Origin of the sequence: Azospirillum sp. SYSU D00513 (genome assembly GCF_017356015.1) — a bacterium.
Taxonomy (GTDB): Bacteria; Pseudomonadota; Alphaproteobacteria; order Azospirillales; family Azospirillaceae; genus Azospirillum.
Map to the genome: position 1 here is coordinate 1 of NZ_JAFIQV010000070.1, position 25,759 is coordinate 25,759.

Below are 25,759 nucleotides of genomic sequence, written 5' to 3' on the forward strand. Positions count from 1 at the left end.
CTCAACTCCTCGAACCGCCCGGTGCGGACCCGCATGCCGGGTGGTGTGGGAGGGGTGCGGTCCACTAGGATCGCCCCCTATCCCGATTTTGGGCCGGCCGATGGCCCGGCGGGAGGATCGCCGTGATCGAGGAAAAAAAGGAACTCTCCCCAACCGAGGCTTCCGAACTGCTGGGCATCTCCAGGCCGCTGGTCATGCGCCGGATGGATGAGGGGGACCTTCCCTTCCACTCTGTCGGCACCCAGCGGCGCTGCAAGCGGGAGGACGTGCTCGCCCTGAAAGCCAGGGAGGAAGAGCGCCAACGCGCCCTGGACGCGCTGGCGGACGATAACGAGGATCTGATGGGAACCCATGGCCTTGAGTGAGGCGCCGGTTGTTCCCTGCCCTTGCTGATGAGGCTCAAACCTGTTTCAGGGCAGCAAGTAAAGGTGAAACAGAAACCTACCGTCACCCCCGCGAAAGCGGGGGTCCAGGACTCCTCCGCAAGGATCGCCATGCGGACTTCTGGATCCCCGCTTTCGCGGGGATGACGGCACAGTAGTTCTTCTTCATTGAGTTACTACAGAGCAGCACTTTTAACTGTTGCAGCCACTCCATATAAGGGCAGCCCCCTCCGTCCCCCTGCCCCCTCACCAGGTCGAAGCCGGGCTCGGGTCGCCGTGGGCGCCGGCGGCGGGTTCGTGGTGGGCGAGCCAGCGTTCGGCTTCCAGGGCGGCCATGCAGCCCATGCCGGCGGCGGTGACCGCCTGGCGGTAGATCTTGTCCTTCACGTCGCCGGCCGCGAAGACGCCCGCGATGTCGGTGGCGGTGCTGTCGGGGGCGGTCACGATGTAGCCGTCCTGGTCCATCTTCACCTTGCCCTTGAAGACGGACGTGGCCGGCTCGTGGCCGATGGCGACGAAGACGCCGGCCACGGGGATGATGCGCTCCTCGCCCGACTTGCTGTTCCGGACGCGCACGCCGGTGACGCCGCGCGGGCTGCCCAGGCCGCCGTCGCCCTCGCCGACGATCTCCTCCACCACGCTGTCCCAGACCACCTCGACCTTGGGGTGGCGGAACAGCCGGTCCTGCATGATCTTCTCGGCGCGGAAGCTGTCGCGCCGGTGGATCACCGTCACCTTGGTGGCGTGGTTGGTGAGGTAGAGCGCCTCCTCCACGGCGGAGTTGCCGCCGCCGATCACCGCGACCTCCTTGCCGCGGAAGAAGAAGCCGTCGCAGGTGGCGCAGGCCGACACGCCGGCGCCGCGGTAGATCTCCTCGCTGGAGAGGCCGAGCCAGCGGGCCTGGGCGCCCGTCGCGATGATGACGCTGTCGGCGGTGTAGGTATCGCCGCTGTCGCCCTTGCAGACGAAGGGACGCCGGCTGAAGTCCACGTCCACGATCAGGTCGAAGACCATCTTCGTGCCGACATGCTCCGCCTGCTTCTGCATCTGCTCCATCAGCCAGGGGCCCATGATCGGCTCGGCGAAGCCCGGATAGTTCTCCACGTCCGTGGTGATCATGAGCTGCCCGCCCGGCTGCATGCCCTGGACCATGAGCGGTGCCAGGTTCGCGCGCGCGGCGTAGATGGCCGCCGTGTAGCCGGCCGGGCCGGCGCCGATGATGAGGACCTTGGTGTGGTGGGTCGTGGCCATGGTGATTCGCTTCGTCGCTGTAGGGCGTCAGGAGACGTATATGGTCAAGGCCGAGGATGCTGTCATCGGCGCCGGGTCACGCCCGGACGGCCCGACGGACCGGTTATAGCCCCCTTGAGGGCCGGCGCAACGTGGAAACCCATGCTTTCCGGTGGGCGGCACCGCAAAGGCGCATGGGACCGTTGCGCGGCGGTCATTCCCCGGCGGTCCCACCGGGAGCCGCCCGGCGCTCCAGCAGGCGCCGGCGCACCTCGTCGGCCACCGCCTGCGTCTCGTCGAGCGGCGGCGGGGTCCAGACCTCCGGGCCGCCGCCGAAGGGGCGGGTGTGGCCGTCGCGGACCAGCCCCTCGTGGAACGCCCGGAACTTCGGCGAGCCGCCTTCCAGCCCGATCACGTAGACGGGCTTGCCGGTGGAGCAGGCCTCCGAGACCATGTTGACGCTGTCGGCGGTCACCACGATCAGGTCGGCGAGGGCCAGATAGGCGAAATAGGGGTTCTCGCCCCGGCCGTCCCAGACCTCCACCGCCAAGCCCTCCGCCGCCGGACCCTCCAGTCTGGCACGCAGGATGGCCTCGTTCTCGGCTCCGGTTCGGCGCGAGGGCGTCACCATCAGCCCGGCGCCATGCTCCCGCGCCCAGGCCGCCAGCCGGTCCGCGACCCCCGCCATGATCGCCCGCGTCAGCCGGTAGGCCCCGCTGCTGCCGCCGATCAGCACGGCGACGCGCGGGCGCGGCAGGCGGGCCAACCGGCTGGCATGGCGCGCGCCGGCCTCGGCCAGCATCGCAGGCGTTACCCGGTGCAGCGAGCCGCGCGTCACCAGCACGTTCGGCCCGCGCAGCCGGTCGTGGCGCGGCACGACCACGAGGTCGAAATGGCGCGGGTCGATCTGCGGGTCCTGGATGTGCACGGTGAAGGTCCGGCCGCCCGATCCCTTCCGGGCGGCCAGCGACGGCGCGATGCTCTGCCGGCCGCAGCCGATCAGCAGGTCGGGCCAGGGCGGCGCGATGGGATCGCCCGCCGGCCCGGCGGCGAAGCGGTTGCCGACGCGCAGAAAGGGCGAGAGCTGGCGCCAGGGGGCGCGCAGCCGCACCCGCTTGACCACGGGCGTCAGCCCCAGCGCCTCGGCCAGCCCGAGGCACTGGTTTTCCATGCCGGCCTTGCCGTCCGTCACCACCCAGCAGGAGAAGGAAGTCATGGAACACCGCCGCTTCGCCGGGCCGTGGAAAAGCCCGGAATTCCGAGGTCAAGAGGTCTGGGATGCCGGAATGGTATAATTTTGCTTACCTTGCAAGGGTTTCGTGCTTGGCGTAAATGGCCGCGCCGTGTAATATCATTTCTTCAAATCACCCCCGGAGCGATCGAGTAAAACATGCGGCGGGTCAAACTCGACCGAATTGACCGGCGAATTCTGCGCGACCTGCAGAACGACGGCCGGATGACGAACGTAGAGCTGGCGCGGCGCGCCGGCATTTCCGCGCCGCCCTGCCTTCGGCGCGTTCGGGCCCTCGAGGAGGCGGGCTTCATCCGTGGCTACCACGCCGACATCAACCCCGACGCGCTGGGGTTCGGCGTTACCGTGTTCGCGCAGGTCGGGCTGTCCAGCCAGGCCGAGGTGGACCTCAGGAAATTCGAGGAACTCGTCAACAGCTGGGCCATGGTGCGCGAGTGCAACATGCTGGCCGGCGAGTACGACTTCATCCTGAAGATCGTGGCGGAGGACTGGGACGACTACCAGCGCTTCCTGACCACGAAGCTGACGGCGGCGCCGAACGTGTCCCACGTGAAATCGGCCCTGTCGATCCGCAACTCCAAGCACATGCCCGGCGTCCCCATCGACGTCGATTCGCCCGACATCCCGGAAAGCCTCGAGGATGACGAGGACGACGAGGACGCGGTCGCCACGGTGGCGCGGCGCTGAAGGGTGCCTGACGGGCGGCGGAGCGGTATGACGATCCCGTCGCTCGTCCGCTCGCCAAGGCTTGGCGGCAAGCCTCCTGCCCCGAATGCAGAAGGGCCGGTACGTTCCCGTACCGGCCCTTCGCGATCTACCGCAAGGGAGGCATACGTTGCAGGCTTGCACCCAACGCATCGGCCGTAGCCCTTACCTGATGATTAGGTAGCCGCTTCCGTTCAGGAAAACAAGCCCGCTGGCAGGCCTGCGATGACTTCCGTTGAACCAAGCGTTTCCTATGACCAGTTGGTTCAGCCATTCTCCGAGCCGCGCCTTTCGCACTATCTTGCCTTGGCGAACGGGGACAAGGCCCTGGCACTGCGCTTGTACCTGTGGAATGGCCAGATTTGCCAAACCATGTATATGGCCACGCAGACCGTCGAAGTGGTACTGCGAAACGCACTTCTGGCTGCTCTCACGGAAGAGATCGGTCCCGCTTGGTACGAGGATGCAGGCTTCTTAAGCCAGCGCCCGGACTCTCATAAGCGGAATCTCGCCAACGCCCTGAACGACATCCAGAACTCTTCCGACAAAACGGTTTCTCCAGGTCGTGTCGTTGCACGGCTGCCTTTCGGCTTCTGGACTCATTTGCTTGCGAAAGGTCAACGCAGCAAGATCTTCAGGAAAAAGCGGCTCGCGGAGCGTATTCCCCTATTGCTGACGGCCGTCATCCAGCAAGCGCTGGCGGATCGTAGGATTGCGTCAAAGACACCGGTTTCATCACACAGGCCCACATTGTTCCGACCATATGGAACGCGCGGCCATGTCGACAGGAAAATGCTTGTCGATGCCGGTGACTGGGCAGAGGACCTCCTCCTTCAGAAAGGGCTGTTGGTGAAGTCTTTCAGAGATCGAGTGGCTCACCATCGACCTGTGCATGATCACGCTCCGCACGCGGTACACGACGCTTGCTTGGAGATCGCAGGCTGGCTCTCATTGTCTGCAAGGATGTTTATTCACGAGAATTGCAACATAAGGGCGACTTTGGAAGGACGCCCACGATCATGATATCCGGTGTTCACGGAAGATCCTGATACAGCGAGGAAGAGTGCCAAGAGGGTTGTCAGGTACCGCCGCCCTGCCCTGCGCCTCGCTTCAATTGACGAAGCCCCGCCGAACTCCATCTCTGCCGTAACGCGGTCCCTCCCGGCTCGGTCCGGGCGGGTCCAGCAACGGCAAAGACAGGAGCGACGCATGGCGAGCACGACACCGGCCGCAGGGCTGCCGACACGGCAACTCGGCACCACCGACATGGAGATCACCCGCGTCGGATTCGGCGCCTGGGCCATCGGCGGGTCGGACTGGAGCTTCGGCTGGGGGCCGCAGGACGACACCGACTCGGTGCGCGCGATCCGGCACGCGGTGGGGCGCGGCATCAACTGGATCGACACCGCCGCCGTCTACGGCCTCGGCCATTCCGAGGAGGTGGTCGCCGAGGCGCTCCTCGACATCCCGGCCTCCGAGCGGCCCTATGTCTTCACAAAATGCGGGCTGGTCTGGGACGAGTCGGACCGCGCGGCCCCGCCGCGCCGGGTCGGCGATCCGGCCAGCCTCCGGCGCGAGGTCGAGGATTCCTTGCGCCGGCTGAGGGTCGAGCGGATCGACCTCTACCAGATGCACTGGCCGGCCAACGATGGCACGCCGCTGGAAGAGTACTGGCAGGCGCTGGTGAAACTCCGGAAGGAAGGAAAGGTGCGGGCTGTCGGGCTGTCCAACCATTCCGCCGAACAGCTGGCCGTCGCCGAGGCCATCAGCCATGTGGACACGCTCCAGCCGCCCTTCTCGGCCATCGCCCGCGACGTGGCCAGCGACGAGCTGCCCTGGTGCCACGCACACGGGACCGGCGTGATCGTCTACAGCCCCATGCAGTCCGGCCTGCTGACCGGAAAGTTCACCGCGGAGCGCGCCGCCGCCCTGCCGGAGGACGACTGGCGTTCGCGCTCGCCCAACTACACCGGCGACGGGCTGCGCCGGAACCTGGCGCTCGCCGACGCGCTGCGCCCCGTGGCCGACCGGCACGGCGTCAGCGTGGCCTCGGTCGCGGTGGCCTGGACGCTCGCCTGGCCGGGCGTCACCGGAGCCATCGTCGGCGCCCGCAGCCCGGAACAGGTGGACGGCTGGCTCGCCGCCGCCTCGCTGGAGTTGACGCAAGCCGACCTGAAGGAGATCGCCGACGCGATCACCGCCACCGGCGCCGGCAGCGGTCCGGTGATGCCGGGGTAAGACTATCTTCAGTGAAGACGCCGGAGCGGATCCGGCGGGGAACGGCCCCGCCGGCCCCGGTCCCCGGAAACATCCGGCGGACGGGGCAGGCGGGAGAGCCGATCCTACTCCAGCATGCTGCGCAGCATCCAGGCGGTCTTGTCGTGGATCTGCAGGCGCTGGGTCAGGAGGTCGGCCGTGGGCTGGTCGTTGGCGTCGTTCGCGGTCGGGAAGACGGCGCGGGCGGTGCGGGCGACCGCCTCGTTGCCGGCGACGAGCTGGCGGATCATCTCCTGCGCGTTCGGCACCGTGGTCTCCTCCTGGATGGAGGCGAGCTTCGTGAATTGGGTGAAGCTGCCCGGCGCCGGGTAGCCGAGCGCGCGAATGCGCTCGGCGATCTCGTCCAGCGCGTTCCAGAGTTCCGTGTACTGCTCCATGAACATGGTGTGCAGGGTGTTGAACATCGGCCCGGTGACGTTCCAGTGGAAGGAATGCGTCTTGATGTAGAGCGCGAAGGTGTCGGCCAGGACCTTGCTCAGCCCTTCGGCGATGGCCTTGCGGTCGGCTTCCGCGATTCCGATGTCGATCTGCATGATTGCTACCTCCTCCGTCCTTATGTCCGAATCAAGCTAAGGCGGGCGCGGCGCAGCGTCCAGCCCCCTTCTTTAGAAGCGTTCTAAATTGCTGCACTGCGTGATGCGCAGGGCTGCCCGGTGAAGCTTGGCCGCCGCAGCGTTTCTTCAAGGCACACCAAAGTTTAGAACGCCCACACCCGCGGATGATCCCGCCGCGAGGGACCTGCGCGCCAAAAAGAAAGGGCCGGGAGCGCGATGCCCCCGGCCCTTCCTCAACGCCGCCGGAAGGCCCGGCGCGCCCGACCCTTGTCCGGTCAGTCGCGCAGGCTGGCGCAGAAGCGCTGGATGCGGCGGCAGGCTTCCTCCAGCTCCTCGGTGGAGGTGGCGTAGGAGATGCGGAAGTGCGGGGCGAGGCCGAAGGCCGAACCCTGAACGACCGCGACACCTTCCGTCTCCAGCAGGGCGGTGACGAAATCCTCGTCGGTCTCGATCACCTTGCCGGATTCGGTCTTGCGGCCGATCGTGCCGGCGCAGGACGGATAGACGTAGAAGGCGCCCTCCGGCGTCGGGCACTTGATGCCCGTGGCTTGGTTCAGCATCGACACCACGAGATCGCGGCGCTGGCGGAACACCTCGCAGCGCTCCTTGATGAAGCCCTGGTCGCCGTTCAGCGCCTCGACCGCCGCCGCCTGGCTGACCGAGGAGGGGTTGGAGGTGGACTGGCTCTGAATCACGCCGATCGCCTTGATCAGCTCCTTCGGGCCGCCGGCGTAGCCGATGCGCCAGCCGGTCATGGCGTAGGACTTGGAAACGCCGTTCACCGTCAGGGTGCGGTCGAACAGCTTCGGCTCCACCTGGGCCGGCGTGACGAACTTCAGGCCGTCATAGAGCAGGTGCTCGTACATGTCGTCGCTCATGATCCAGACATGCGGGTGGCGGACCAGCACGTCGGTGAGCGCCTTCATCTCGTCGCGGGTGTAGGCAGCACCGCTCGGGTTCGACGGCGAGTTCAGGATCAGCCACTTGGTCTTGGGCGTGATCGCGGCCTCGAGGTCGGCGGGCTGCAGCTTGAAACCGTTCTCGGCCGGGCAGGACACCGTCACCGGCGTGCCCTCGGCCAGCTCGACCATGTCCGGGTAGCTGACCCAGTAGGGAGCCGGGATGACGACCTCGTCGCCGGGGTTCAGCGTCGCCATCAGGGCGTTGTACAGCACCTGCTTGCCGCCCGTGCCGACCGTGATCTGCTCGGCCGTGTAGGTCAGGCCGTTCTCGCGCTGGAACTTGGCGATGATCGCCTTCTTCAGCGCGGGCGTGCCGTCCACGTTGGTGTACTTCGTGTCACCCGAGGCGATGGCCTTCGCGGCGGCCGCCTTGATGTTCTCGGGCGTGTCGAAGTCGGGCTCGCCGGCGCCGAGGCCGATCACGTCGCGGCCGGCCGCTTTCAGCTCACGGGCCTTCTGGGTGACGGCGATGGTCGGCGACGGCTTGATGCGCGACAGGCGGGAGGCGAGGATCGACATGACGGGACAGCCCCTGATGACGAAGATGGGATTGGCGAGGGTGCGAGGTACGGGTCGCCGAAAAACGACGCGGGACCTTACTGCCGCACCATGCGGGTTGCAAGGCCGAGGCGGCGGCGTTCCCGCGGCGTTTCGACGCTTTTCCCGCATGATGGCGGCGCCCGGCATGGGCTTGGGCGCGGCTCCGGACCCTGCTCCAGACCCGGCCTATCCCCGTCTCGGGCCTTCGTCGGGCTTGATGGCCCGTCCGGGCGGGCCTATAGCCGTGTTTCCGTCCTTCGAAAAAGGAAACACCCATGCCCGACAAGCAACTGCTCCACCTCGTCTTCGGCGGCCAGCTCGTGCGCCCCGACAGCACGGAGTTCGCCGATCCGAGCGCGCTTCACGTGATCGGCATCTTCCCGAACTACGAGCAGGCCTACAAGGCATGGCGCGGCGCCACCGGCGCCACCATCGACGACGCGCACCAGCGCTATTTCATCGTGCACCTGCACCGCTTCCTCGATCCTTCGACGGACGTCACAAAGGCGCCCTGACCGGCAAGGGCGGGCCGCCGGAACACCGGCCGCGGCCCGCCGTTGAGACCGCCATGGCGGTCTTCTTCACAAGCGACACGCATTTCGGACACACCGGCGCGCTCGGCCGCTTCCGCCGCCCCTTCGCGTCGGTGGCCGAGATGGACGAGGCGATGGTGGCGAACTGGAACGCCACCGTCGGGCCGGAGGACGAGGTCTGGCACCTCGGCGATTTCGCCCTGCGCACCAAGCCAGACGCCATGGCCGCCCTGCTCGACCGGCTGAACGGCACCAAGCACCTGCTCGCCGGCAACAACGACGGCCCGCCGACGCTGGCCCTGCCCGGCTGGGCCAGCGTCGGCCATTACGCGGAGCTGCTGGTGGAGGAAACGCGGCTGGTGCTCTGCCACTACGCCTTCCGCACCTGGAACGGCATGTACAAGGGCGCCTTGAACCTGCACGGCCATAGCCACGGCCAGCTCAAGGGTCTGCCCCGCCAGATCGACGTCGGCGTCGATGTCTGGAACTTCCGCCCCGTCACGCTCGCCGAACTGGCCGGCCCCCGGCGCCGCAAGGCCGCCCCGGCGCGCGGCGCGGACGTAGCGTCCCGGGTCCCGGACGCCGCCCGGAAGCCGCCGGGCTGAGCCGCGCGCGGTCGCGGGCGAATCATCCACAAAATTTCGTTGGTAAATAAAGATTTAAGAAAATCGGGGGAGGATGGGCGCAAGCCAACCGCCGGGACCCAGACGATGCCCATGCTCGCCCGCGCTCTGACGGCGCTCCTGCTCGCCTTCAGCCTGTCGCTCTCCACCCCTGCCCTCGCCGCCAAGAAGAAGCCCAAGCCCTGGCGTCCCGTCGCCGCCGAGATCCTCATGGACGCCCGGACCGGCGCCGTGCTGAGGGCGAGCAACGCGGACACCATCACCTACCCGGCGTCGCTCACCAAGATGATGACGCTGCTGATGACCTTCGAGGCGCTCGACGGCGGGCGGCTGAAGCTGCACCAGCCTCTGCCGGTGTCGCGCTACGCCACGGGCATGGCACCCTCGCGCCTTGGCGTCCCGGCGGGCGGCACCATCACGGTGGAGCAGGCCATCCTCGCCCTGGTGACCAAATCGGCCAATGACGTCGCCGTCGTGCTGGCCGAGGCGCTGGGCGGCAGCGAGAAGGCCTTCGCCGCGGCGATGACCGCCAGGGCGCGCAGCCTGGGCATGAAGAGCACGACCTTCCGCAACGCCTCGGGCCTGCCCAACCGCGAGCAGCGCACGACGGCGCGCGACATGGCGGTCCTGTCCCGCGCCCTGATCGTCCGGCATGCCGGCTACTACGACTATTTCAGCCGCCGCACCTTCGAATGGAACGGCAAGACGATCACCGGCCACAACCGGCTGCTGGCGCGCTACGAGGGTTATGACGGGATCAAGACCGGCTTCATCAACGCCTCCGGCTTCAACCTCGCCGGTTCGGCCAAGCGGGACGGCCGGCGGCTGATCGCCGTGGTGCTGGGCGGCGAGACGGCCGCCAAGCGCGACCAGCGCGTCGCCGACCTGCTGGACATCGGCTTCAACAGCCACACGCCGCTGAAGGCGCCGGAGCCGGTCGTCGCCGAGGCGGAAGCCGAGGAGGAGGAGACGGCCGAGGGCGACGCGTCCCTGGCGGTCCGGGCGTCGGCCCCCGCCGTCAAGGCCGCGGCGGCCAAGCCCGTGGCGGCCGTGAAGCCCCCCGCGCCGAAGGCCGCGAGCGCCAAGGGCGGCTGGAGCGTGCAGGTCGGCGCCTTCAAGGACCGCCAGGCGGCGCTGCGCAGCGCGCAGCGGTCGCAGGACAGGCTCGGCAAGCTCGCCGCCGGCGCCACGCCCGAGGCGGTCCGCGCCGGCTCCATCTACAAGGCGCGCCTCACCGGCTTCGGCTCGGACGCGGCGCGGTCGGCCTGCACCGCGCTGAAGGCCAAGCGACAGGACTGCTTCACCCTGCAATCGCAGTGATTTTTTTCCTCAGACGCCGGGCGCGGCGGTCGGACAGAGTGGGCCGGCCGCTTGGCTTCGCGGCCACGTGGCCGCGGGCCGCGGTCGCAGCCTCCGCCGGCCCTCTTAGCGGGCCGGCGGTTTCATTCCTGTCCTTGGGGTACCGGGCACGGCCGTGTGACCGCCCACCCCTGCCCCGCTAACGGGCATCCTCCAGGATCATCGCCGAGGCTTTTTCGGCGATCATGATCGTCGGGCTGTTGGTGTTGCCCGAGGTGATGGTGGGCATCACCGAGGCGTCAACGACGCGCAAACCCTCCACCCCCTGAACCCGAAGGCGGGCGTCGGTCACGGCCAGCGGATCGCCGGCCGGTCCCATGCGGGCGGTGCCGACCGGATGGAAGATGGTCGTGCTGATGTCGCCGGCCACCTTCGCCAATTCGGCGTCCTCCACCAGATGGGCGCCGGGCCGGTATTCCTCCGGGCTGTAGCGGGCGAGCGCCGGGGCGGCGGTGACGCGGCGCGCCCAGCGGATGGCCTCCACCGCGACCCGCCGGTCCTCCTCCGCCTTCAGGTAGTTCGGCGCGATCACCGGCTTGTCGTCGAGCGTCCGTGACCGGCAATGCACCGATCCCCGGCTGGCCGGTCTCAGGTTGCAGACGCTGACCGTGAAGGCGTTGAACGGGTGCATGTCCTCGCCGAACTTGTCCAGCGACAGCGGCTGGACATGGAACTGCAGGTTGGGCGTGGCGTAACCGGGCGAGGAACGGGTGAAGGCGCCGAGTTGCGAGGGCGCCATGGTCAGCGGCCCCCGCCGGAACAGGGCGTAGTCGATGCCCATCCGCATGCGCTTCCACAAGGAGCGGTACTCGGTGTTCAAGGTCGGCACGCCGGACACCTTGAAGACCGGGCGGATCTGCAGATGGTCCTGAAGATTCTCGCCGACGCCCGGCCGGTGCGCCACCACCTCGACGCCGATGCGCCGCAGCCGGTCCGCGTCGCCGATGCCCGAACGCTCCAGCACCAGCGGCGAGCCGACGGCCCCCGCCGACAGGATGACCTCCCGGCGCGCCGTGAGCGTCCGCTCGCCCCCCTCGTCCCGGATGACGAGGCCGGTGGCGCGCTTGCCCTCGAAGGTGACGCGGTCGATGGTGGCGCCGGTGATCAGCGTGACGTTCGGCCGTTTCAGGGCGGGCCGGAGGAAGCCCCGCGCGGCGCTCCAGCGCCGGCCGTTCTTCTGGTTGACCTGGAAATAGCCGCAGCCCTCGTTGTCGCCCCGGTTGAAGTCGTCGGTGCGCGGGATGCCGGACTGTGCGGCCGCCTCGATGAAGGAATCGAGGATCTCCCAGCGGGTCCTCGGCCGGTCGACGCGCCATTCGCCTCCGGCGCCGTGGAACTCGCTGGCGCCGAGGTAATGGTCCTCGTGCTTCTTGAAGACCGGCAGCACGTCGTCCCAGCCCCAGCCGGGAAGGCCCATGTCGCGCCAGCCGTCATAGTCGCCGCGCTGGCCGCGCATGTAGATCATGGCGTTGATGGCTGAGCTGCCGCCGATCACCCGGCCGCGCGGGTAGGCCAGGACGCGCCCGTTCAGCCCAAGTTCGGCTTCGGTGCTGAACATCCAGTCCGCGCGCGGGTTGCCGATCGCGAAGAGATAGCCGACGGGGATGTGGAACCAGATCCAGTTGTCGCGGCTGCCCGCCTCGACCACGGCGACGCGGTAGCGGCCGTCGGCCGAGAGGCGGTTGGCCAGCACGCAGCCCGCCGATCCCGCCCCGGCGACGATGAAATCGAAGACGTTGTCCGTCATTTTCGGCGTTTCCTCCCACCTTCGGGCGGGAGCTTAGCACGCCGCGCGAAACGGGACGGACCGCCGATTTCGGATAGGCGGGAGAGCCTGCCCCGGGCCGGACGGGCCCGTCACAAAAACACCCTCAGAATATCAGGGCGAGCAGGCCGAAGACGACCAGAAGGCCGATCAGGAAGATCACGCCGACGAGGCCGCCGAAGAACTTGAAGATGCCCATGTCCTCGTCCTCTCTTGCCGCATCATTCCACGACGTCCGCGGCCCCGGCCGGCTCCATCCAAAGCAAAGCGAAGAGCTTCGGCGGAAAAGACCGGCCGGGTCCGCAGACCGTATCTCGACTGGACCGCGGTCAGCGCAATCCCAGGAAGGACAGGATCGCCAGGACGACAACAATGACGCCGATGATGTAAAAGATGTTCATACCGCGCTCCTCGGGTTGGAAGACTTGCGCCGTCCCACGGGGCAACCTTTGCCACCATGTTCACGCTCAGCCAACAACGGCCCGAATGGAGGAATTGTTCCTGGAGAGGGGCAAGTAAGCGCGAGCGCGGCCGGACGGACCGGGAGCGCCCCGGCCGCGCCCAACCTGACGCGAGCAGCCCGGCGCCGGGTCAGCGCCCGTCGCGCCAGGGCAGCACGCCGCGCACGAAGCCCTCGGCCTCGGCCGGCGGCACCGGCCGCGCGAAATGGTAGCCCTGCCCGTAATCGCAGGCGAGCGCGCGCAGCAGGTTGGCGTCCGCGCTGGTCTCGATGCCCTCGGCGATGACGTCGAAGCCGAGAAGCCGCGCCAGGTCGAGGATGATCCGGACGATGGCGCGGTTCTCCTCCGACTGGTGCATGGCCGAGACGAAGGACTGGTCGATCTTCAGGCTGTCGATCGGCAGCTTGTGCAGGTAGCTGAGGCTGGAATAGCCGGTGCCGAAATCGTCGATGGACAGCTTTATGCCCAGCTCCCGAAGCTGGCGCAGGAGCTGGATCGACTGCTCCGCCTTCTCCATCACGGCACTTTCCGTGATCTCCAGCTTGATCCAGCCGGGCTCGACCCCGCTGTCCTGGAGCACCTCGCGCACCACCTCGACGAAGTCCGGCTCGATCAGCTGCCGGGTGGAGAGGTTGACGCTCATGAACAGCGGCGAGGAGCCGGGCTCGCGCTTGCCCTGCCACTCCGCGACCTGGCGGCAGGCCTCGGCCAGCACCCATTTGCCGAGCGACACGATCAGGCCGGTGCTCTCCGCGATGGGGATGAAGACGCCGGGCGGGATGTTGCCGCGCTCCGGGTGGTTCCAGCGGACCAGCGCCTCGAAGCCGGCGAGGCCCCCGGTCACCAGCTCCACGACGGGCTGATAAGCGACCCACAGCTCCTGCCCGCGCTCCAACGCGCGGCGCAGGTCGTATTCCAGCCGGACCTGCTCCACCACGCGGGTGTGCATGTCAGGATCGAACCAGGCGTGCTGAGCGCCGCCCTGCGCGCGGGCGCGGCCGGCGGCGATCTCGGCGTCGCGCAGCACGTCCTCCGACCGCGCGTGGTCGGCGCCGGACGGGGCCACGCCGATGCTGGCGGACAGGAACACGGCGGCACCCGAGCCCGTGCGCGCGGAGCGGACGATGCCGGCGATGGTCTCGATCCGGCGCTCGATGGCCACCGGGTCGCACTCCCCGGCGATCAGCAGCGCGAAGGCATGATCGCTGACGCGGGCCAGCAGGTCGAAGGAGCCGCTCTGCTGGAGCCGCTGGGCGAGGTCGCTCAGCAGCTCGTTGGCGAAGCCCTGGCCCATGCTGGTGCGGATGTCGCCGAAGCGGTCCGCGTCCACGATGACGAGCGTGAAGGGTTCACCCATCGTGTGGTAGTCGGACATGTGCTTCAGCAGCAGCAGGCGGTTCGCCAGACCGGTCACCGGGTCGTAATAGGCGAGCCGGAAGAGGTCGTCCTGGATCTCCCGCCGCTCGGTCATGTCCTGCAGCAGGACGAAATAGCCGGCGACGGCGCCGTCGGGACCGTGATGGGGCGCGTGCATCCGGACCATGTAGCGAAGGCCGTTACGGCCCGGCATCCAGCCCTCCGACTGCACCGGTTCCCCCCGCAGCGCGCGTTCGGCCTGGCCCTGCATCGAGCGGAAGGTTTCCTCGCCCATGAGGTCGCCGATGGTCTTCCCGACCAGCGCCTCCAGCGGAATGCCGGTGAAGTCCAGGTAAGGGCGGTTCCCGTAGATGTGCCGGCGGTCGCGGTCCATCAGGCAGACCAGCACCGGCATCGCGTCCAGGATCTGACGCAACGTGTCCAGCGGCGTCTCGCCCGAACCGGCGTTCGAGAGGGCGGCCACCAGAGCGTCGAGGTGAGGGTCGGGCATCGTGATCTGGAACAGTGGAACGGCTCGGAAAAGGGCGTGTCGGCAACACCTACGCGAAAGCTCGCCGGTGCGTCAAAACAAAGCTAACCCGGATGGCGGAGGATTCGCATGGACATTTGGCCGAAGCATTCGGCTTTCCGCCGCGCCGCGACATTCGGCACGCCACGGTTGCCCATCCGCAACAGTTCGTCCGCCCCGCCAGCCTTGTACTGGTCCGGCCCCGCATGCCATGGCAGGCCGGATTTCCCGAACGGACGCCGGGCACGCAAGCCCGCCGCGACACCAGGCCGCGCCATACCACAGGTTGCAACGCGAGAGCGACCTTCCATGCCGAGCCCCGCGCGGAAGCCCCGGAAAGCGCGCGGATCCGGTGCGAAACCGGCCCCGGCGGCGGAAAGGCATGCCCACGTATCGACAAGTAAAAAGACGCATTGGACCGGCGTCGGCACGCGCAGTTCTGGTGGAACGCGGCTCGATACCTGCCAGGGTGGCGCCGGACGGCGCGTCAGTGCAGGACGCGGGCCGGAATGTCTTCTGTATCCAGAGTCATGTAGTCGATCAGCGCATCGAGCGCCTCGGCGAAGCCGCCGACCGTCGTACCCGCCGGGCGCGGCCAGGCGACGACCGTCGCGATCGGCGTCCCGGCCACCGCGGGCAGCACGTCCATGCGCCGGACCACCCCGCGCGCGCGACGCACCAGCTCGGCGTCGGGATGGCCGCCGGCAATCAGCTCCGGCAGGGCCTTCAGGGCCGTGTCGGCCTCCCGGAGCATGCGGCTCCAATCCTCGGCGTCCTCGACTTCCCCGCTCCCGTCGCGCATCGATTCCGCGGCGGTGATCTGCAGCCAGAGCACGGCACGGGCGAGAATGGCGCAGGTGAGTTCGAGAGAGGTCATGTCGGTCTTCCTGTGGCGGAGGCGCGCCGTCCGGAGTCCGGCGCGCCCTTCGCGCGCACCTTAGGAGAAAATGGTTACCGGATCGCAAACCATTGAGCAGGAGACGGCATGGGCAAGGACCGCCCCCCCCTACCGCGACCGGCTCTTCCGCTGTAGTCTCCGGCCCCCGCCGGGCGGCGATCCCGCCGTCCGTCCCTCTCTAGCGATCCGGTGACGCGCATGGCCGCCCCGCTCATTGTTTTGCAGGTGCTGCCCGCGCTGAACACGGGGGGCGTCGAACGCGGCACGCTGGAAGTGGCGCGCGCCGTCACGGAGGCCGGCGGCACCGCGCTGGTCGCCAGCGCCGGCGGGCGGCTGGTGCCCGAGCTGGAGCGCGCGGGCGCGCGGCACGTCACCCTGCCGCTTGCTTCCAAGAACCCCCTGACGATCCTGCGCAACGCCGCGCGGCTGGCCGATCTCATCCGGGCGGAGGGCGTGCGGATCGTTCATGCCCGGTCCCGCGCGCCGGCCTGGTCGGCCCTGCTCGCCGCGCGCCGTACGGACGCCCGCCTCATAACCACCTGGCACGGCGTCTATTCGGAGGATTTTCCCCTCAAGCGCCACTACAACGCGGTGATGGGCCGGGGCGAGCGGGTGATCGCCATCAGCGAATTCGTGGCCGAGCGGCTGCGGACAGGGTACGGCGTGGAAGAGGCGCGGCTGCGCCTGATCCCCCGCAGCGTGGACACGGACGTCTTTGACCCGGCGCGGGTGGCGCCCGAGCGGGTGGAGCGGCTGCGGCGGGACTGGAACCTGCCGGAGGGGCGCCCCGTCGTGATGCTGCCGGGGCGGGTTACCCCCTGGAAGGGCCAGGACCTGCTGGTCGAGGCCTTCGGACGCATGGGCAACCGCGACGCGCTCCTCGTCCTGGTCGGCGGCAGCGCCGGACGGGAGGAGTACGCGCGCGCCCTGGCGGACCGGGCGGCGGCCCTTGGCATCGCGGACCGGCTGATGATGGCCGGCGACTGCGCCGACATGCCGGCGGCGCTGATGCTGGCCGACGTGGTGGTCAGCGCCTCGACCAAGCCGGAACCCTTCGGCCGCGTCGTCATCGAGGCGCAGGCCATGCACCGCCCGGTCATCGGGCCGGACCACGGCGCGGCGGTGGAGACCATCCGCCAGGGGGAGACCGGCTGGCGCGTGCCGCCTCGAGACGCGGACGCCCTTGCCAAGGCACTCGACGCCGCGCTGGCGCTGCCGCCGGAGGAGCGCGCCGCACTCGGCGAGCGCGCCGCCGCCGACGTGATCCGCCGGGGCTACACCACCGCCGCCCTGTGCGCGGCGACGCTGGCCGTGTACCGGGAGCTGCTGTAGGCGCTTCAGCCCAGCGTGCCCGCCGGCTGCTGCTGGGTGATGCAATGGATGTTGCCGCCGCCCAGCAGGATCTCGCGCGCGGGCACGCCGACGACGCGGCGGTCCGGGAACAGCCTGGCCAGCACCGCGCGCGCCGCCTCGTCCGTCGCCGGGTCGAGCAGGGGCATCACGACGATGCCGTTGCCGACGTAGAAGTTGACGTAGGAGCCGGCGAGCCGGGCGCCGGTCCGGCGTTCCATCTGCTGCACGGCGCCGCCGTTGGTGGGGGCGTCCACGCCGGCCGCCTCCTCCTCCGTCATGAAGAGCGGGCCGGGCATCGGCAGCTTCACCACCTCGATGGCGCGGCCGCGCGAGTCGCGCGCCGCCGACAGCCGCTCCAGCGCGTCGCGGCAGACGGGATATTGCGGGTCGGCGGGATCGTCGCACCAGGTCAGCGCCACCAGCCCCGGCCGCACGAAGCAGGCGAGGTTGTCGACATGGCCGTCCGTCTCATCGAAAGGCACGCCGGCCCCCAGCCAGATCACCGTGTCGCCGCCGAGCCACTCCTTGAGATGCGCCTCGATCTCCGCCCTGGAGAGATGCGGGTTGCGGTTGCGGTTCAGCAGGCATTCCTCGGTGGTGAGGATGGTGCCCTCCCCGTCCACATGGATGGAGCCGCCCTCCAGCACGAAGGGCGCGCGGTAGCGCGGCGCGCGCTCCACCTCCAGGATCTTCGCGGCCAGCCGGTCGTCCTGGTCCCAGGGGAAATAGAGCCCGCCGTCCAGCCCGCCCCAGGCGTTGAAGCCCCAGTCGATGCCGCGCAGCCGTCCCCTCCCGTCCGTCACGAAGGTCGGGCCGGTGTCGCGGCACCAGGCGTCGTTGGTCGCGGCCTCCACCACGCGGATGGCGGGGGAGAGCTGGGCGCGGGCGTTCGCCCACTGGCCGGCCGAGACCAGCATGGTCACCGGCTCGGCCGTGGCGATGGCCTCGGCGACGGCGGCGAAGGCGGCCTGCGCCGGCTTGGCGCCGAGCCGCCAGTTGTCCGTCCGCTCCGGCCAGATCATCCAGCAGCCCGCGTGCGGCTCCCACTCCGCCGGCATGCGGAAGCCGTCGGCGGCGGGAAGGGAGGCAAGCGTCTCGGCCATTTTAAGGATCCTTTTTCGTCAATGGTCTTGGACGCTTCACGTCCAAGACCCCTCAGTCGCCGGCGCGGCCGTCCGGCCGCTTGGCTTCGCGCACACGTGTGCGCGGGCCGCGGTCGCGGCCTCCATCGGCCCTTGCCGATGACACGGGCCGATGACACGGGCCGATGACACGGGCCGATGACTCCGGCTAGAGGGCGGACTTGTGCCGGTTGACACCGTCCATCGTCAACAGGCTGCCGTACAGCTCCGGCCGGCGGTCGCGGAAGACGCCCCAGGACCGGCGCATGTGGGCCAGCGCGTCGAGGTCGAAGGTCGCGGTCAGCACCGTCTCAGCGGCGCGGTCGGCCTCGGCCACCTTGGCCCCGGTCGGGTCGGCGATGAAGGAGGAGCCGTAGAAGGTGATCTCCGTCCCCTTCTCGCCCTTCTCCGTGCCGACGCGGTTGGAGGCGACCAGCGGCATGACGTTGGCGCCGGCATGGCCCTGCATCACGCGCTGCCAGTGGCCGCTGGAATCCAGCGTGTTGTCGTGCGGCTCCGACCCGATGGCGGTCGGGTAGAAGAGGATCTCCGCCCCCATCAGCGCCATGGAGCGGGCGCATTCCGGGAACCACTGGTCCCAGCAGATGCCGACGCCGATGCGGGCGAAGCGCGTCTGCCAGACCTTGAAGCCGGTGTCGCCGGGGGTGAAGTAAAACTTCTCGGTGTAGCCGGGACCGTCGGGGATGTGGCTTTTGCGGTAGTTGCCGAGCACCGTCCCGTCCGCGTCGATCACCGCGAGGCTGTTGTAGTAGGACTGGCCCGCCCGCTCGAAGTAGGAGAGCGGCAGCACGACCTCCAGCTCGCGGGCGAGGGCGGCGAAGCGCTCGATCAGCGGGTTGTTCTCGAACGGGGCGGCGAGGTCGAAGTGGCAGTGCATCTGGTCCTGGCAGAAGTACGGCGCCTCGAACAGCTCCTGGATCAGGACGATGTCCGCGCCCTTCTCCTTGGCCTGGCGCACGAGGCGCTCGGCGCGGGCGATGTTGCCGGCCCGGTCCCAGTCGCAGGCCATCTGCGTCGCGGCCACGGTGACGTTGCGCATAAGCTCGATCCCTCAAGTCCCGTCGTTGAGCGAAAACCCCGCCGCCGGACCTTTTGTCCGGGACAGCGGGGGCGTCGAATATGATCACTTTGTGACGGTCGCGTGATGGACAGGAGCCATCGTCGGCGCCGCTTCCGCATGACTGCGCAGAGATAGGGTATTTCGGGGTCCCGATAAAGACCCCTTGGCCCCGGAAAATCGAGGGTGCGCCTTTCCCCTGGCGCATGGCCCGCCCCGGCCACCGGGCGCTCGCGCCAGGAGGTCCGGCAGCACCCCCGCAGCCCGGTTCGGGACGGCCCTCCCCCTTCGCCCCCTTGCGGAGGAGCCTTGAAAATGTGATCACGTTTGTGCGATATCCGTGGGGTCGGCGCCGCGCGAGGGCATCGCGGGAAGACGGAGCCGATCCCCATACCGAGGAATGACGATCATGGCCAGCCTCACCGCCCCCGTCGCCGCCACCACCCTTTCCGGCGCCCCCGCGATGGCCCGTCCGACGGGGCACGCGCCGACCTATTACGCCGCGACCGCCGCCCCCGTGCCGCCGCGCCCGGCGCTGGAGGGGGATGCCACGGCGCAGGTCTGCGTGATCGGCGCCGGCTTCACCGGCATCTCCGCGGCGTTGCATCTGGCCGAGCGTGGCCTGTCGGTGATCGTGCTGGAGGGGAAGAGGGTCGGCTGGGGCGCTTCGGGCCGCAACGGCGGGCAGATCGTCAACGGCTACAGCCGCGACCTCGAGACCATCCGCCGCCGCTATGGCGCCGACGCGGCCAGCGCGCTGGGCTCCATGGCGCTGGAGGGCGGCGACATCATCCGCGAGCGGGTGGCACGCTACGGCATCGACTGCGACCTCGTGGAGGGCGGCTTCTTCGCCGCCTTCACGCCCAAGCAGATGCGCGAGCTGGAACACCACAAGCGGAGCTGGGAGGAGCACGGCCACCACGGGCTGGAGATGGTGGACCGGGCGGCCCTGCCCCGCGTCGTGGACACGCGCCGCTACATCGGCGGCATGATCGACCGGCGCGGCGGCCACATCCACCCGTTGAACCTCGTGCTGGGGCAGGCGGCGGCCCTGGAAGCCAATGGCGGCACCATCCACGAGGACAGCCCCGTCCTGCGGGTGGAGCAAGGGGCCAAGCCCCGCGTGGTCACCGCACGCGGTGCTGTGACGGCGGACTTCGTGCTGGTCTGCGGCAACGCCTATCTCGGCGACGCGGTGCCGGAGATCACCCGCGACATCATGCCGGTCTCCAGCCAGATCATCACGACTGAACCACTTCCGGGCGAGCTGCTGGACCGGCTGCTGCCGACCAACCTCTGCGTCGAGGACTGCAACTACATCCTCGATTATTTCCGGCGCACGGCCGACAACCGGCTGCTCTATGGCGGGGGCGTCGTCTATGGCGGCCAGGATCCGGCCAGCATCACCGGCAAGATCCGGCCCGCCATGCTGAAGACCTTCCCCGAGCTGAAGGATGTGCGCATCGACTTCGCCTGGAGCGGCAACTTCGCCCTGACGCTGACCCGCGTGCCGCATGTCGGGCGGCTGACGCCCAACATCTATTTCTCGCACGGGGACAGCGGCCACGGCGTGACGACCACCCACCTGCTGGGCCGTCTGCTGGCCGAGGCGGTGGCCGGCCAGGCGAGCCGCTTCGACGCCTTCGCCGCCCTGCCCTGCCTGCCCTTCCCAGGCGGCCGGACCCTGCGCGTGCCGCTGACCGTGCTGGGCGCCTGGTACTATTCGCTGCGCGACCGGCTGGGCGTCTGAGGGAGGGCCGGGGCGCGCGGGGGCGCCGGTTGACTGGTAGCGCATAGGATACTATATGAAAGTCATTGAGGAGTACACCAGAGCAGACGGCCAAAGCCCCTTTGGTCGCTGGTTCGGTGACCTTGATGCCGGCATTGCCGCCAAGGTGGTTGCAGCCACGGCCAAGCTGCAGAACGGAATCGGCGACGTGAAACCTGTCGGCGAGGGCGTGTCCGAGTTCCGGATTCACTGGGGACCCGGCTACCGCGTCTACTTCGGGCAGGATGGCGCGAAGCTCGTGATCCTCCTCACCGGAGGCGACAAGAGTAACCAGGACAGCGACATCGCCCAGGCAAAGCTGTACTGGGACGACTACAAGAGGCGGAAAAAGGCCGGCGAGAGCCGAACGCCTACTCCCCGGAGGAAGAAGACATGAGCCTGACCCGCGCGTTCAAGGACACCGTGAAGGTTCGTGCCGACAAGGATCCCGCTTTCCGCAAGGCGCTGATCTCCGAGGCTCTCAACAGCTTCGTGGAAGGCGACATCCTTACGATGAAGACCCTGCTCCGCGACTACATCAACGCCACGGATGGCTTCGAGACGGTCGCCGATGCGATCGGAAAATCGCCCAAGGGCCTGATGCGCTCCCTCGGCCCCAAGGGCAACCCTCAGGTGGACACGCTCGCTCCGCTCATGGCCTATGCCATCAAGCGTGAAGGGATCGGCGGCTTTACCATCGCTCCCGGCTAACCGGGCGGTTCATCCGAACAAGCCGTTTTTTTCAGGTTCGCGATCCAGGAAGGCTCGACGCTTGGCGGGGCGGAGCAGGCTCCGCATTTCGTGAACGGCGGGGCAGGCCGCCCGGGTGAACATTCCGCGCACGGGCGCGTTGCATGGCCCTGTGCGCCCGGAAGCGCGCCCGACGCGGAGCATTGGATGGCCACCCCCGCCTACATCAACCGGATCGCCACGGCGGTGCCGCCGCACGACGTCCACGACAAGTTCCTGCAATACGCGCCGAGCCTGCTGCACGACGAGCGCCGGCGCCACATGCTCGGCCGCATGGCGCAGCGCGCGGGCATCGAGCACCGCTATTCGGTGATCGAGCCGGACCCCGACCCGGAACGGCTGGACCGCGCCGGCCTGTTCGAGCGGGACGCCTTCCCCTCCACCGCCGCCCGCATGGCGCTGTACGAGCGCCACGCCCCGGACCTGGCGGTGGCGGGGGTGGAGGCGCTGAAGCTCACCGAGGCGGAACGGCCGACCCACGTCATCGTCACCACCTGCACCGGGCTGCACGCGCCGGGCATCGACCTGGAGATCGTCAAGCGGCTGGGGCTGGACCGGGGGGTGGAGCGCACGGTGGTGGGCTTCATGGGCTGCTACGCCGCCATCAACGGGCTGAAGCTCGCCCACCACATCGTCCGGTCGGAGCCATCGGCCAAGGTGCTGATGGTCAACATCGAGCTGTGCACCCTGCACATGCAGGAGACGGGCGACCTGGAATCGCTTCTGTCCTTCATGATTTTCGCCGACGGCTGCGCCGCCTGCCTGATCAGTGCCGAGCCCGAGGGGGTGGAGATGCTGGGCTTCGACGCCACGGTCATTCCCGACAGCGAGGATCAGATCACCTGGCACATCCGCGGCCAGGGGTTCGACATGCACCTGTCCGGCGCGGTGCCGGCCACCGTCGCGCGCGGCCTGCCGGAGGTGATGACGGGGCTGCGGGACCGCTTCGGCATCGAGGATTTTTCCCTGTGGGCGGTGCATCCCGGCGGGCGTTCGGTGCTGGACGCGGTGGAGCTGTCCCTGTCCCTTCCATCCGATGCGCTGGGCGCCTCGCGCGAGGTGCTGCGCCGCTACGGCAACATGTCGTCGGCGACGGTGATGTTCGTGCTGAAGGCGCTGGCCGAAGGCTCCCCGCCCGGCCGCAACGGCGTCGCCATGGCCTTCGGCCCCGGCCTGACGGCGGAGACGATGGTCTTCCGCACGGCGGGAGAAAACAGGGCGGAGCGCCGGGCGTGACCGGACCGGGGATCGGCGCCGAAGCCGCCGGCCGGCCGGACCTGTCCCGCCGCAGCACCGCCGCCGAGCTGATGGACACGGAGACGGTGCCCTTCGAGGAGTTCCAGGAATGCCTGCGGCACCTGGAGCGCATCAACATCTGCACCTTCGCCTACCGCCCGACCTTCGCCTGGCTCGACCGGCTGGTGAGGCGGCGCGGGACGGAGGCACCGCTGTCGATTCTGGACGTCGGCTACGGGCATGGCGACATGCTGCGGCGGATCGCGGCCTGGGCTCGGCGCCGGGGGGTGGCGGTGCGGCTGGCCGGGGTGGACCTGAACCCCTGGTCGGCGCGCGCGGCGGAGGCCGCCACCCCGCCCGGCCTGCCGATCCGCTACCATGTCGGCGACGTGTTCGACTGGCCGGACGGGGAGCCGGTGGACGTGGTGATCAGCTCCCTCTTCGCGCACCATCTGCCCGATCGTGAGCTGGTCCGGTTCCTGCGCTGGATGGACGGGCGGGCGCGGGCTGGCTGGTTCGTCAACGACCTGCACCGCCACGCCCTGCCCTATGGTGTGGTGCGGGCCGCCGCCGGGCTGCTGCCGGTCAACCGCATGGTGCGGCACGACGCGCCCCTGTCGGTCGCCCGCGCCTTCACACGGCAGGACTGGGAAGGGCTGATCGCGCGGGGCGGGCTGGACCCGGAGCGCGTCCGGGTCGAATGGTTCTTCCCCTTCCGCTATGGGGTGGGGGCGATGCGATGAGCCGGCTTGGTGATACCGCCGGCCTCACCACTGATGTCCTCGTGATCGGCGGCGGCCCGGCCGGCAGCGCGGCGGCGGCCTGGCTGGCCGAGGCCGGGGTAAAGGTCATCCTGGTGGAGCGCACCGCCGGCCCGCACCACAAGGTCTGCGGCGAGTTCGTCAGCGTGGAGGCCGGGCGGCTGCTCGCCGAACTCGGTCTCGATCCCGGGGCGCGGCAGGGCTCCGGCGGCTTCGGCGCCCCGCCGGTGGAGCGGGTGCGGCTGGTGCGGGGTGCGGATTCGGTGGAATCGCCCCTGCCCTTCCCCGCCTCCAGCCTGTCGCGCCACGAGTTGGACGAACGGCTGCTGGATGCCGCCCGCGCGCGCGGCGTCCGCCTCATCCGGGGCGTCTCCGCGCAGGGAATGGAGCGGCTGCCCGAGGGCGTTCGCGTGCCGCTGTCGGACGGGACGGTGCTGGAGGCGGAGGCGCTGTTCCTCGCCACCGGCAAGCACGACCTGCGCGGCCACCCGCGCGGTCCCGGCATCCAGGAGGGGCTGATCGGGCTGAAGATGCACCTCGACCTCGCGCCCGACGCCGCGCGCGGGCTGGACGGGGTGGTGGAGCTGCTGCTGTTCGACGGCGGCTATGCCGGCCTCCAGCCCGTGGGCACGAAGCGCGCAAACCTCTGCCTGCTGGTCTCCCGCGACCGCTACCGGGATCTCGGCGCCGACTGGACGGCGCTGCTCGCCCACATGGCCGGCGCCTCGCCCCCCTGGCAGGGCCGTCTGGCCGAGGCCCGGCCGCTCTGGCGCCGCCCGCTCGCCATCTACAAGGTGCCCTACGGCCATGTCGCCGGGCCGGAGGACGGGCCGGTCTTCCGGCTGGGCGACCAGATGGCCGTCATCCCCTCCTTCGCCGGCGATGGCATCGCCATGGCGCTCCGCTCCGCCCGCCTCGCCGCCGACGCTTACCTCGCCGACGGTCCCCAGGCCGGCCGCTACCACCGCCGGGCCGCCCGCCAGTTCGGCCCCGGCGTCCGCACCGCCGCCTGGGCGTCCCGCGCCCTGGAACGCCCCTCGCTCCAGGCGCTCGCCATGGCCGCCGCTGCCCGCGCGCCGGGCCTGCTGTCCTGGGCGGCGAGCCGGACGCGGCTGGGGGAGTGAGGGGGGCGGGGAGCGCCGAGCCTGTCTTCCGGCAACACAACAGCGATGGGCCACACGGGAGCGAACCACTCGGCACTGCCGATATTGCCAACCAGCCCACCCGTCCGGCCCCACCATTCGCCTCATCTCTGCGCATTGGCGGCACACCTTCCGCAAAGCGTGCCTGCCACATCACATTACCGTTCCATGACCATTCGATGACGTTTGCCTTACGGCGTGCGGAGGGTGGTGGTGAAGGGACGGATGCGGGCGATCCTCGGACTTGTGCTCGGGAGCCTCACGCTCCCAGCCCTTCTCATCGCGCCGGCACGCGCAGTGGCTGACATCCCGGAAACCGACGTCAACATCGTGACGGCGCTGGACGTTTCGGACTCCATCGGGCGGCATGAGGAATTCCTGCAACAGCACGGGACCGCCGTCGCGCTGACGGACCCGGCGTTCCTCGCGGCGGCGACGGCGGGGCCGCGGGGGCGGATCGGGTTCGCGGTCGTGACCTGGGCGGGGCCGGGGCAGCAGCGCGTCGTCATTCCCTGGACCATCATTGCCGGGCAGGCCGACGCGGAGCGGGTCGCCGCCCGGATGCGCGCGGTCACGCTCGTGGACCGGACGCACGACGGTGGCGGCGACCACGAGACCGAAGCGCCGCCGGCCGGACCGGAGCGCCTGACGGACGTCTCCGACGCGATCGAGGCGTCGGCGGCGCTGCTGGCCGCCGCTCCGTTCCAGTCCGACCGCAACGTCGTCAACATCTGCACGAACGGGATCGACAACGTCGATGCCGGGCCGGGGACGCCCAGGGCGCGCGCGCTGGCGCAGCGGATCACCATCAATGGCGTCGCCGTCGGGGAGCGGCCGGACGTGGCCGCGTACCTGCGCGAGCATGTCATCGGCGGGTCGGGCGCCTTCGTGCTCACCCTGTCCGGAGCCCGGCACGCCTCCGACCTGATGGCCTACAAGTTCGTCCATGACATCGCGGCACTGGAGGATTGAAACCACGGAACGTCGGCGAGGGTTTCGGCGCCGATGCCCGCCCGATGCAAGTAGCATGAGTAGAATCGGGATAGGGGGCGATCCTAGTGGACCGCACCCCTCCCACACCACCCGGCATGCGGGTCCGCACCGGGCGGTTCGAGGAGTTGAG

General features: G+C 69.3%; 24 protein-coding genes. 15 read left to right on the forward strand and 9 right to left on the reverse strand.

Annotation, left to right across the window (positions count from 1 at the left end):
* The first annotated feature begins 122 nt into the window (after positions 1-122).
* Entirely contained in the window at positions 123-365 is a 243-nt protein-coding gene (locus JUB11_RS30390) for a helix-turn-helix domain-containing protein (RefSeq protein WP_207462554.1), read from the forward strand.
* A 264-nt stretch (positions 366-629) separates the two neighbouring features.
* On the opposite strand, the gene trxB is transcribed toward JUB11_RS30390, so the two are convergent.
* Entirely contained in the window at positions 630-1,634 is a 1,005-nt protein-coding gene (gene trxB / locus JUB11_RS30395) for a thioredoxin-disulfide reductase (RefSeq protein ID WP_207462555.1), read from the reverse strand.
* A 193-nt stretch (positions 1,635-1,827) separates the two neighbouring features.
* Positions 1,828-2,829, reverse strand: a complete 1,002-nt coding sequence (locus JUB11_RS30400; protein ID WP_207462556.1) for a mitochondrial fission ELM1 family protein — start codon at positions 2,827-2,829, stop codon at positions 1,828-1,830.
* A 174-nt stretch (positions 2,830-3,003) separates the two neighbouring features.
* Between JUB11_RS30400 and JUB11_RS30405 the strand changes: the two genes are divergently transcribed.
* The 3 genes from JUB11_RS30405 to JUB11_RS30415 all read left to right on the forward strand — a co-directional run bounded on the left by JUB11_RS30405 (position 3,004) and on the right by JUB11_RS30415 (position 5,808).
* Positions 3,004-3,552, forward strand: a complete 549-nt coding sequence (locus tag JUB11_RS30405; RefSeq protein ID WP_207462557.1) for an Lrp/AsnC family transcriptional regulator — start codon at positions 3,004-3,006, stop codon at positions 3,550-3,552.
* Between the two features lie 243 nt (positions 3,553-3,795).
* Positions 3,796-4,593 carry an Abi family protein gene (locus tag JUB11_RS30410; protein WP_207462558.1) on the forward strand — a complete coding sequence of 266 codons (798 nt, stop codon included), beginning with the start codon at positions 3,796-3,798 and terminating at the stop codon, positions 4,591-4,593.
* A 186-nt stretch (positions 4,594-4,779) separates the two neighbouring features.
* Positions 4,780-5,808 (forward strand): aldo/keto reductase, encoded by a 1,029-nt coding sequence (locus tag JUB11_RS30415; RefSeq protein ID WP_207462559.1) that lies wholly within the window; start codon positions 4,780-4,782, stop codon positions 5,806-5,808.
* A 104-nt stretch (positions 5,809-5,912) separates the two neighbouring features.
* Here the strand turns inward: JUB11_RS30415 and JUB11_RS30420 are convergent, their stop codons facing one another.
* Together JUB11_RS30420 and JUB11_RS30425 are read right to left on the reverse strand one after the other, a co-directional pair.
* Positions 5,913-6,380, reverse strand: coding sequence for a Dps family protein (locus JUB11_RS30420; protein WP_207462560.1), 468 nt, complete (start codon positions 6,378-6,380; stop codon positions 5,913-5,915).
* Positions 6,381-6,676: 296 nt separating this feature from the next.
* The gene (locus JUB11_RS30425) at positions 6,677-7,882 is read right to left on the reverse strand and encodes a pyridoxal phosphate-dependent aminotransferase (protein WP_207462561.1); all 1,206 of its coding nucleotides are present in this window, start codon (positions 7,880-7,882) and stop codon (positions 6,677-6,679) included.
* A gap of 296 nt (positions 7,883-8,178) precedes the next feature.
* Here JUB11_RS30425 and JUB11_RS30430 point away from each other — a divergent pair, with 296 nt between their 5' ends.
* The 3 genes from JUB11_RS30430 to JUB11_RS30440 all read left to right on the forward strand — a co-directional run bounded on the left by JUB11_RS30430 (position 8,179) and on the right by JUB11_RS30440 (position 10,379).
* On the forward strand, positions 8,179-8,418 hold the full coding sequence (locus tag JUB11_RS30430; protein ID WP_207462562.1) for a DUF4170 domain-containing protein: 240 nt from the start codon (positions 8,179-8,181) through the stop codon (positions 8,416-8,418).
* 53 nt (positions 8,419-8,471) lie between these two features.
* Positions 8,472-9,041 (forward strand): metallophosphoesterase, encoded by a 570-nt coding sequence (locus JUB11_RS30435; RefSeq protein ID WP_207462563.1) that lies wholly within the window; start codon positions 8,472-8,474, stop codon positions 9,039-9,041.
* Between the two features lie 105 nt (positions 9,042-9,146).
* On the forward strand, positions 9,147-10,379 hold the full coding sequence (locus tag JUB11_RS30440) for a D-alanyl-D-alanine carboxypeptidase (protein WP_207462564.1): 1,233 nt from the start codon (positions 9,147-9,149) through the stop codon (positions 10,377-10,379).
* Positions 10,380-10,557: 178 nt separating this feature from the next.
* On the opposite strand, the gene JUB11_RS30445 is transcribed toward JUB11_RS30440, so the two are convergent.
* The 3 genes from JUB11_RS30445 to JUB11_RS30455 all read right to left on the reverse strand — a co-directional run bounded on the left by JUB11_RS30445 (position 10,558) and on the right by JUB11_RS30455 (position 15,406).
* Positions 10,558-12,165, reverse strand: a complete 1,608-nt coding sequence (locus JUB11_RS30445; RefSeq protein WP_207462565.1) for a GMC family oxidoreductase N-terminal domain-containing protein — start codon at positions 12,163-12,165, stop codon at positions 10,558-10,560.
* A gap of 609 nt (positions 12,166-12,774) precedes the next feature.
* Positions 12,775-14,511: a GGDEF domain-containing phosphodiesterase gene (locus JUB11_RS30450; protein ID WP_207462566.1), complete on the reverse strand. Its 1,737-nt coding sequence runs from the start codon at positions 14,509-14,511 to the stop codon at positions 12,775-12,777.
* Positions 14,512-15,016: 505 nt separating this feature from the next.
* Positions 15,017-15,406 carry a hypothetical protein gene (locus JUB11_RS30455; protein ID WP_207462567.1) on the reverse strand — a complete coding sequence of 130 codons (390 nt, stop codon included), beginning with the start codon at positions 15,404-15,406 and terminating at the stop codon, positions 15,017-15,019.
* Positions 15,407-15,625: 219 nt separating this feature from the next.
* On the opposite strand from JUB11_RS30455, the gene JUB11_RS30460 reads away from it, so the two are divergent.
* On the forward strand, positions 15,626-16,759 hold the full coding sequence (locus JUB11_RS30460) for a glycosyltransferase family 4 protein (RefSeq protein WP_207462568.1): 1,134 nt from the start codon (positions 15,626-15,628) through the stop codon (positions 16,757-16,759).
* Positions 16,760-16,764: 5 nt separating this feature from the next.
* Here the strand turns inward: JUB11_RS30460 and aguA are convergent, their stop codons facing one another.
* Positions 16,765-17,883 (reverse strand): agmatine deiminase, encoded by a 1,119-nt coding sequence (gene aguA, locus JUB11_RS30465; protein WP_207462569.1) that lies wholly within the window; start codon positions 17,881-17,883, stop codon positions 16,765-16,767.
* 187 nt (positions 17,884-18,070) lie between these two features.
* A complete protein-coding gene (gene aguB / locus JUB11_RS30470) occupies positions 18,071-18,961 on the reverse strand; it encodes an N-carbamoylputrescine amidase (RefSeq protein WP_207462570.1) in 891 nt (296 codons plus the stop codon).
* A 427-nt stretch (positions 18,962-19,388) separates the two neighbouring features.
* On the opposite strand from aguB, the gene JUB11_RS30475 reads away from it, so the two are divergent.
* The 7 genes from JUB11_RS30475 to JUB11_RS30505 all read left to right on the forward strand — a co-directional run bounded on the left by JUB11_RS30475 (position 19,389) and on the right by JUB11_RS30505 (position 25,608).
* A complete protein-coding gene (locus JUB11_RS30475; protein WP_247887440.1) occupies positions 19,389-20,729 on the forward strand; it encodes an FAD-binding oxidoreductase in 1,341 nt (446 codons plus the stop codon).
* A gap of 55 nt (positions 20,730-20,784) precedes the next feature.
* Positions 20,785-21,144: a type II toxin-antitoxin system RelE/ParE family toxin gene (locus JUB11_RS30480; RefSeq protein WP_207462571.1), complete on the forward strand. Its 360-nt coding sequence runs from the start codon at positions 20,785-20,787 to the stop codon at positions 21,142-21,144.
* Positions 21,141-21,458: a transcriptional regulator gene (locus JUB11_RS30485; protein ID WP_207462572.1), complete on the forward strand. Its 318-nt coding sequence runs from the start codon at positions 21,141-21,143 to the stop codon at positions 21,456-21,458. Before JUB11_RS30480 ends, JUB11_RS30485 begins: the two co-directional genes overlap by 4 nt.
* Before the next feature lie 186 nt (positions 21,459-21,644).
* A complete protein-coding gene (locus tag JUB11_RS30490; RefSeq protein ID WP_207462573.1) occupies positions 21,645-22,733 on the forward strand; it encodes a type III polyketide synthase in 1,089 nt (362 codons plus the stop codon).
* Entirely contained in the window at positions 22,730-23,476 is a 747-nt protein-coding gene (locus tag JUB11_RS30495; protein ID WP_207462574.1) for a methyltransferase domain-containing protein, read from the forward strand. The genes JUB11_RS30490 and JUB11_RS30495 overlap by 4 nt, the downstream gene beginning before the upstream one ends.
* Positions 23,473-24,618: an FAD-dependent monooxygenase gene (locus JUB11_RS30500; protein WP_207462575.1), complete on the forward strand. Its 1,146-nt coding sequence runs from the start codon at positions 23,473-23,475 to the stop codon at positions 24,616-24,618. Before JUB11_RS30495 ends, JUB11_RS30500 begins: the two co-directional genes overlap by 4 nt.
* A gap of 315 nt (positions 24,619-24,933) precedes the next feature.
* The gene (locus tag JUB11_RS30505; protein ID WP_207462576.1) at positions 24,934-25,608 is read left to right on the forward strand and encodes a DUF1194 domain-containing protein; all 675 of its coding nucleotides are present in this window, start codon (positions 24,934-24,936) and stop codon (positions 25,606-25,608) included.
* Positions 25,609-25,759 lie beyond the last annotated feature (151 nt).

Bases quoted from the DNA above. Each gene is read 5' to 3' on its own strand.
- trxB (WP_207462555.1), bottom strand. From the start codon at position 1,634: ATGGCCACGACCCACCACACCAAGGTCCTCATCATCGGCGCCGGCCCG.
- JUB11_RS30400 (WP_207462556.1), bottom strand. From the start codon at position 2,829: ATGACTTCCTTCTCCTGCTGGGTGGTGACGGACGGCAAGGCCGGCATG.
- JUB11_RS30405 (WP_207462557.1), top strand. From the start codon at position 3,004: ATGCGGCGGGTCAAACTCGACCGAATTGACCGGCGAATTCTGCGCGAC.
- JUB11_RS30410 (WP_207462558.1), top strand. From the start codon at position 3,796: ATGACTTCCGTTGAACCAAGCGTTTCCTATGACCAGTTGGTTCAGCCA.
- JUB11_RS30415 (WP_207462559.1), top strand. From the start codon at position 4,780: ATGGCGAGCACGACACCGGCCGCAGGGCTGCCGACACGGCAACTCGGC.
- JUB11_RS30420 (WP_207462560.1), bottom strand. From the start codon at position 6,380: ATGCAGATCGACATCGGAATCGCGGAAGCCGACCGCAAGGCCATCGCC.
- JUB11_RS30425 (WP_207462561.1), bottom strand. From the start codon at position 7,882: ATGTCGATCCTCGCCTCCCGCCTGTCGCGCATCAAGCCGTCGCCGACC.
- JUB11_RS30430 (WP_207462562.1), top strand. From the start codon at position 8,179: ATGCCCGACAAGCAACTGCTCCACCTCGTCTTCGGCGGCCAGCTCGTG.
- JUB11_RS30435 (WP_207462563.1), top strand. From the start codon at position 8,472: ATGGCGGTCTTCTTCACAAGCGACACGCATTTCGGACACACCGGCGCG.
- JUB11_RS30440 (WP_207462564.1), top strand. From the start codon at position 9,147: ATGCCCATGCTCGCCCGCGCTCTGACGGCGCTCCTGCTCGCCTTCAGC.
- JUB11_RS30445 (WP_207462565.1), bottom strand. From the start codon at position 12,165: ATGACGGACAACGTCTTCGATTTCATCGTCGCCGGGGCGGGATCGGCG.
- JUB11_RS30450 (WP_207462566.1), bottom strand. From the start codon at position 14,511: ATGCCCGACCCTCACCTCGACGCTCTGGTGGCCGCCCTCTCGAACGCC.
- JUB11_RS30455 (WP_207462567.1), bottom strand. From the start codon at position 15,406: ATGACCTCTCTCGAACTCACCTGCGCCATTCTCGCCCGTGCCGTGCTC.
- JUB11_RS30460 (WP_207462568.1), top strand. From the start codon at position 15,626: ATGGCCGCCCCGCTCATTGTTTTGCAGGTGCTGCCCGCGCTGAACACG.
- aguA (WP_207462569.1), bottom strand. From the start codon at position 17,883: ATGGCCGAGACGCTTGCCTCCCTTCCCGCCGCCGACGGCTTCCGCATG.
- aguB (WP_207462570.1), bottom strand. From the start codon at position 18,961: ATGCGCAACGTCACCGTGGCCGCGACGCAGATGGCCTGCGACTGGGAC.
- JUB11_RS30475 (WP_247887440.1), top strand. From the start codon at position 19,389: ATGGCCAGCCTCACCGCCCCCGTCGCCGCCACCACCCTTTCCGGCGCC.
- JUB11_RS30480 (WP_207462571.1), top strand. From the start codon at position 20,785: ATGAAAGTCATTGAGGAGTACACCAGAGCAGACGGCCAAAGCCCCTTT.
- JUB11_RS30485 (WP_207462572.1), top strand. From the start codon at position 21,141: ATGAGCCTGACCCGCGCGTTCAAGGACACCGTGAAGGTTCGTGCCGAC.
- JUB11_RS30490 (WP_207462573.1), top strand. From the start codon at position 21,645: ATGGCCACCCCCGCCTACATCAACCGGATCGCCACGGCGGTGCCGCCG.
- JUB11_RS30500 (WP_207462575.1), top strand. From the start codon at position 23,473: ATGAGCCGGCTTGGTGATACCGCCGGCCTCACCACTGATGTCCTCGTG.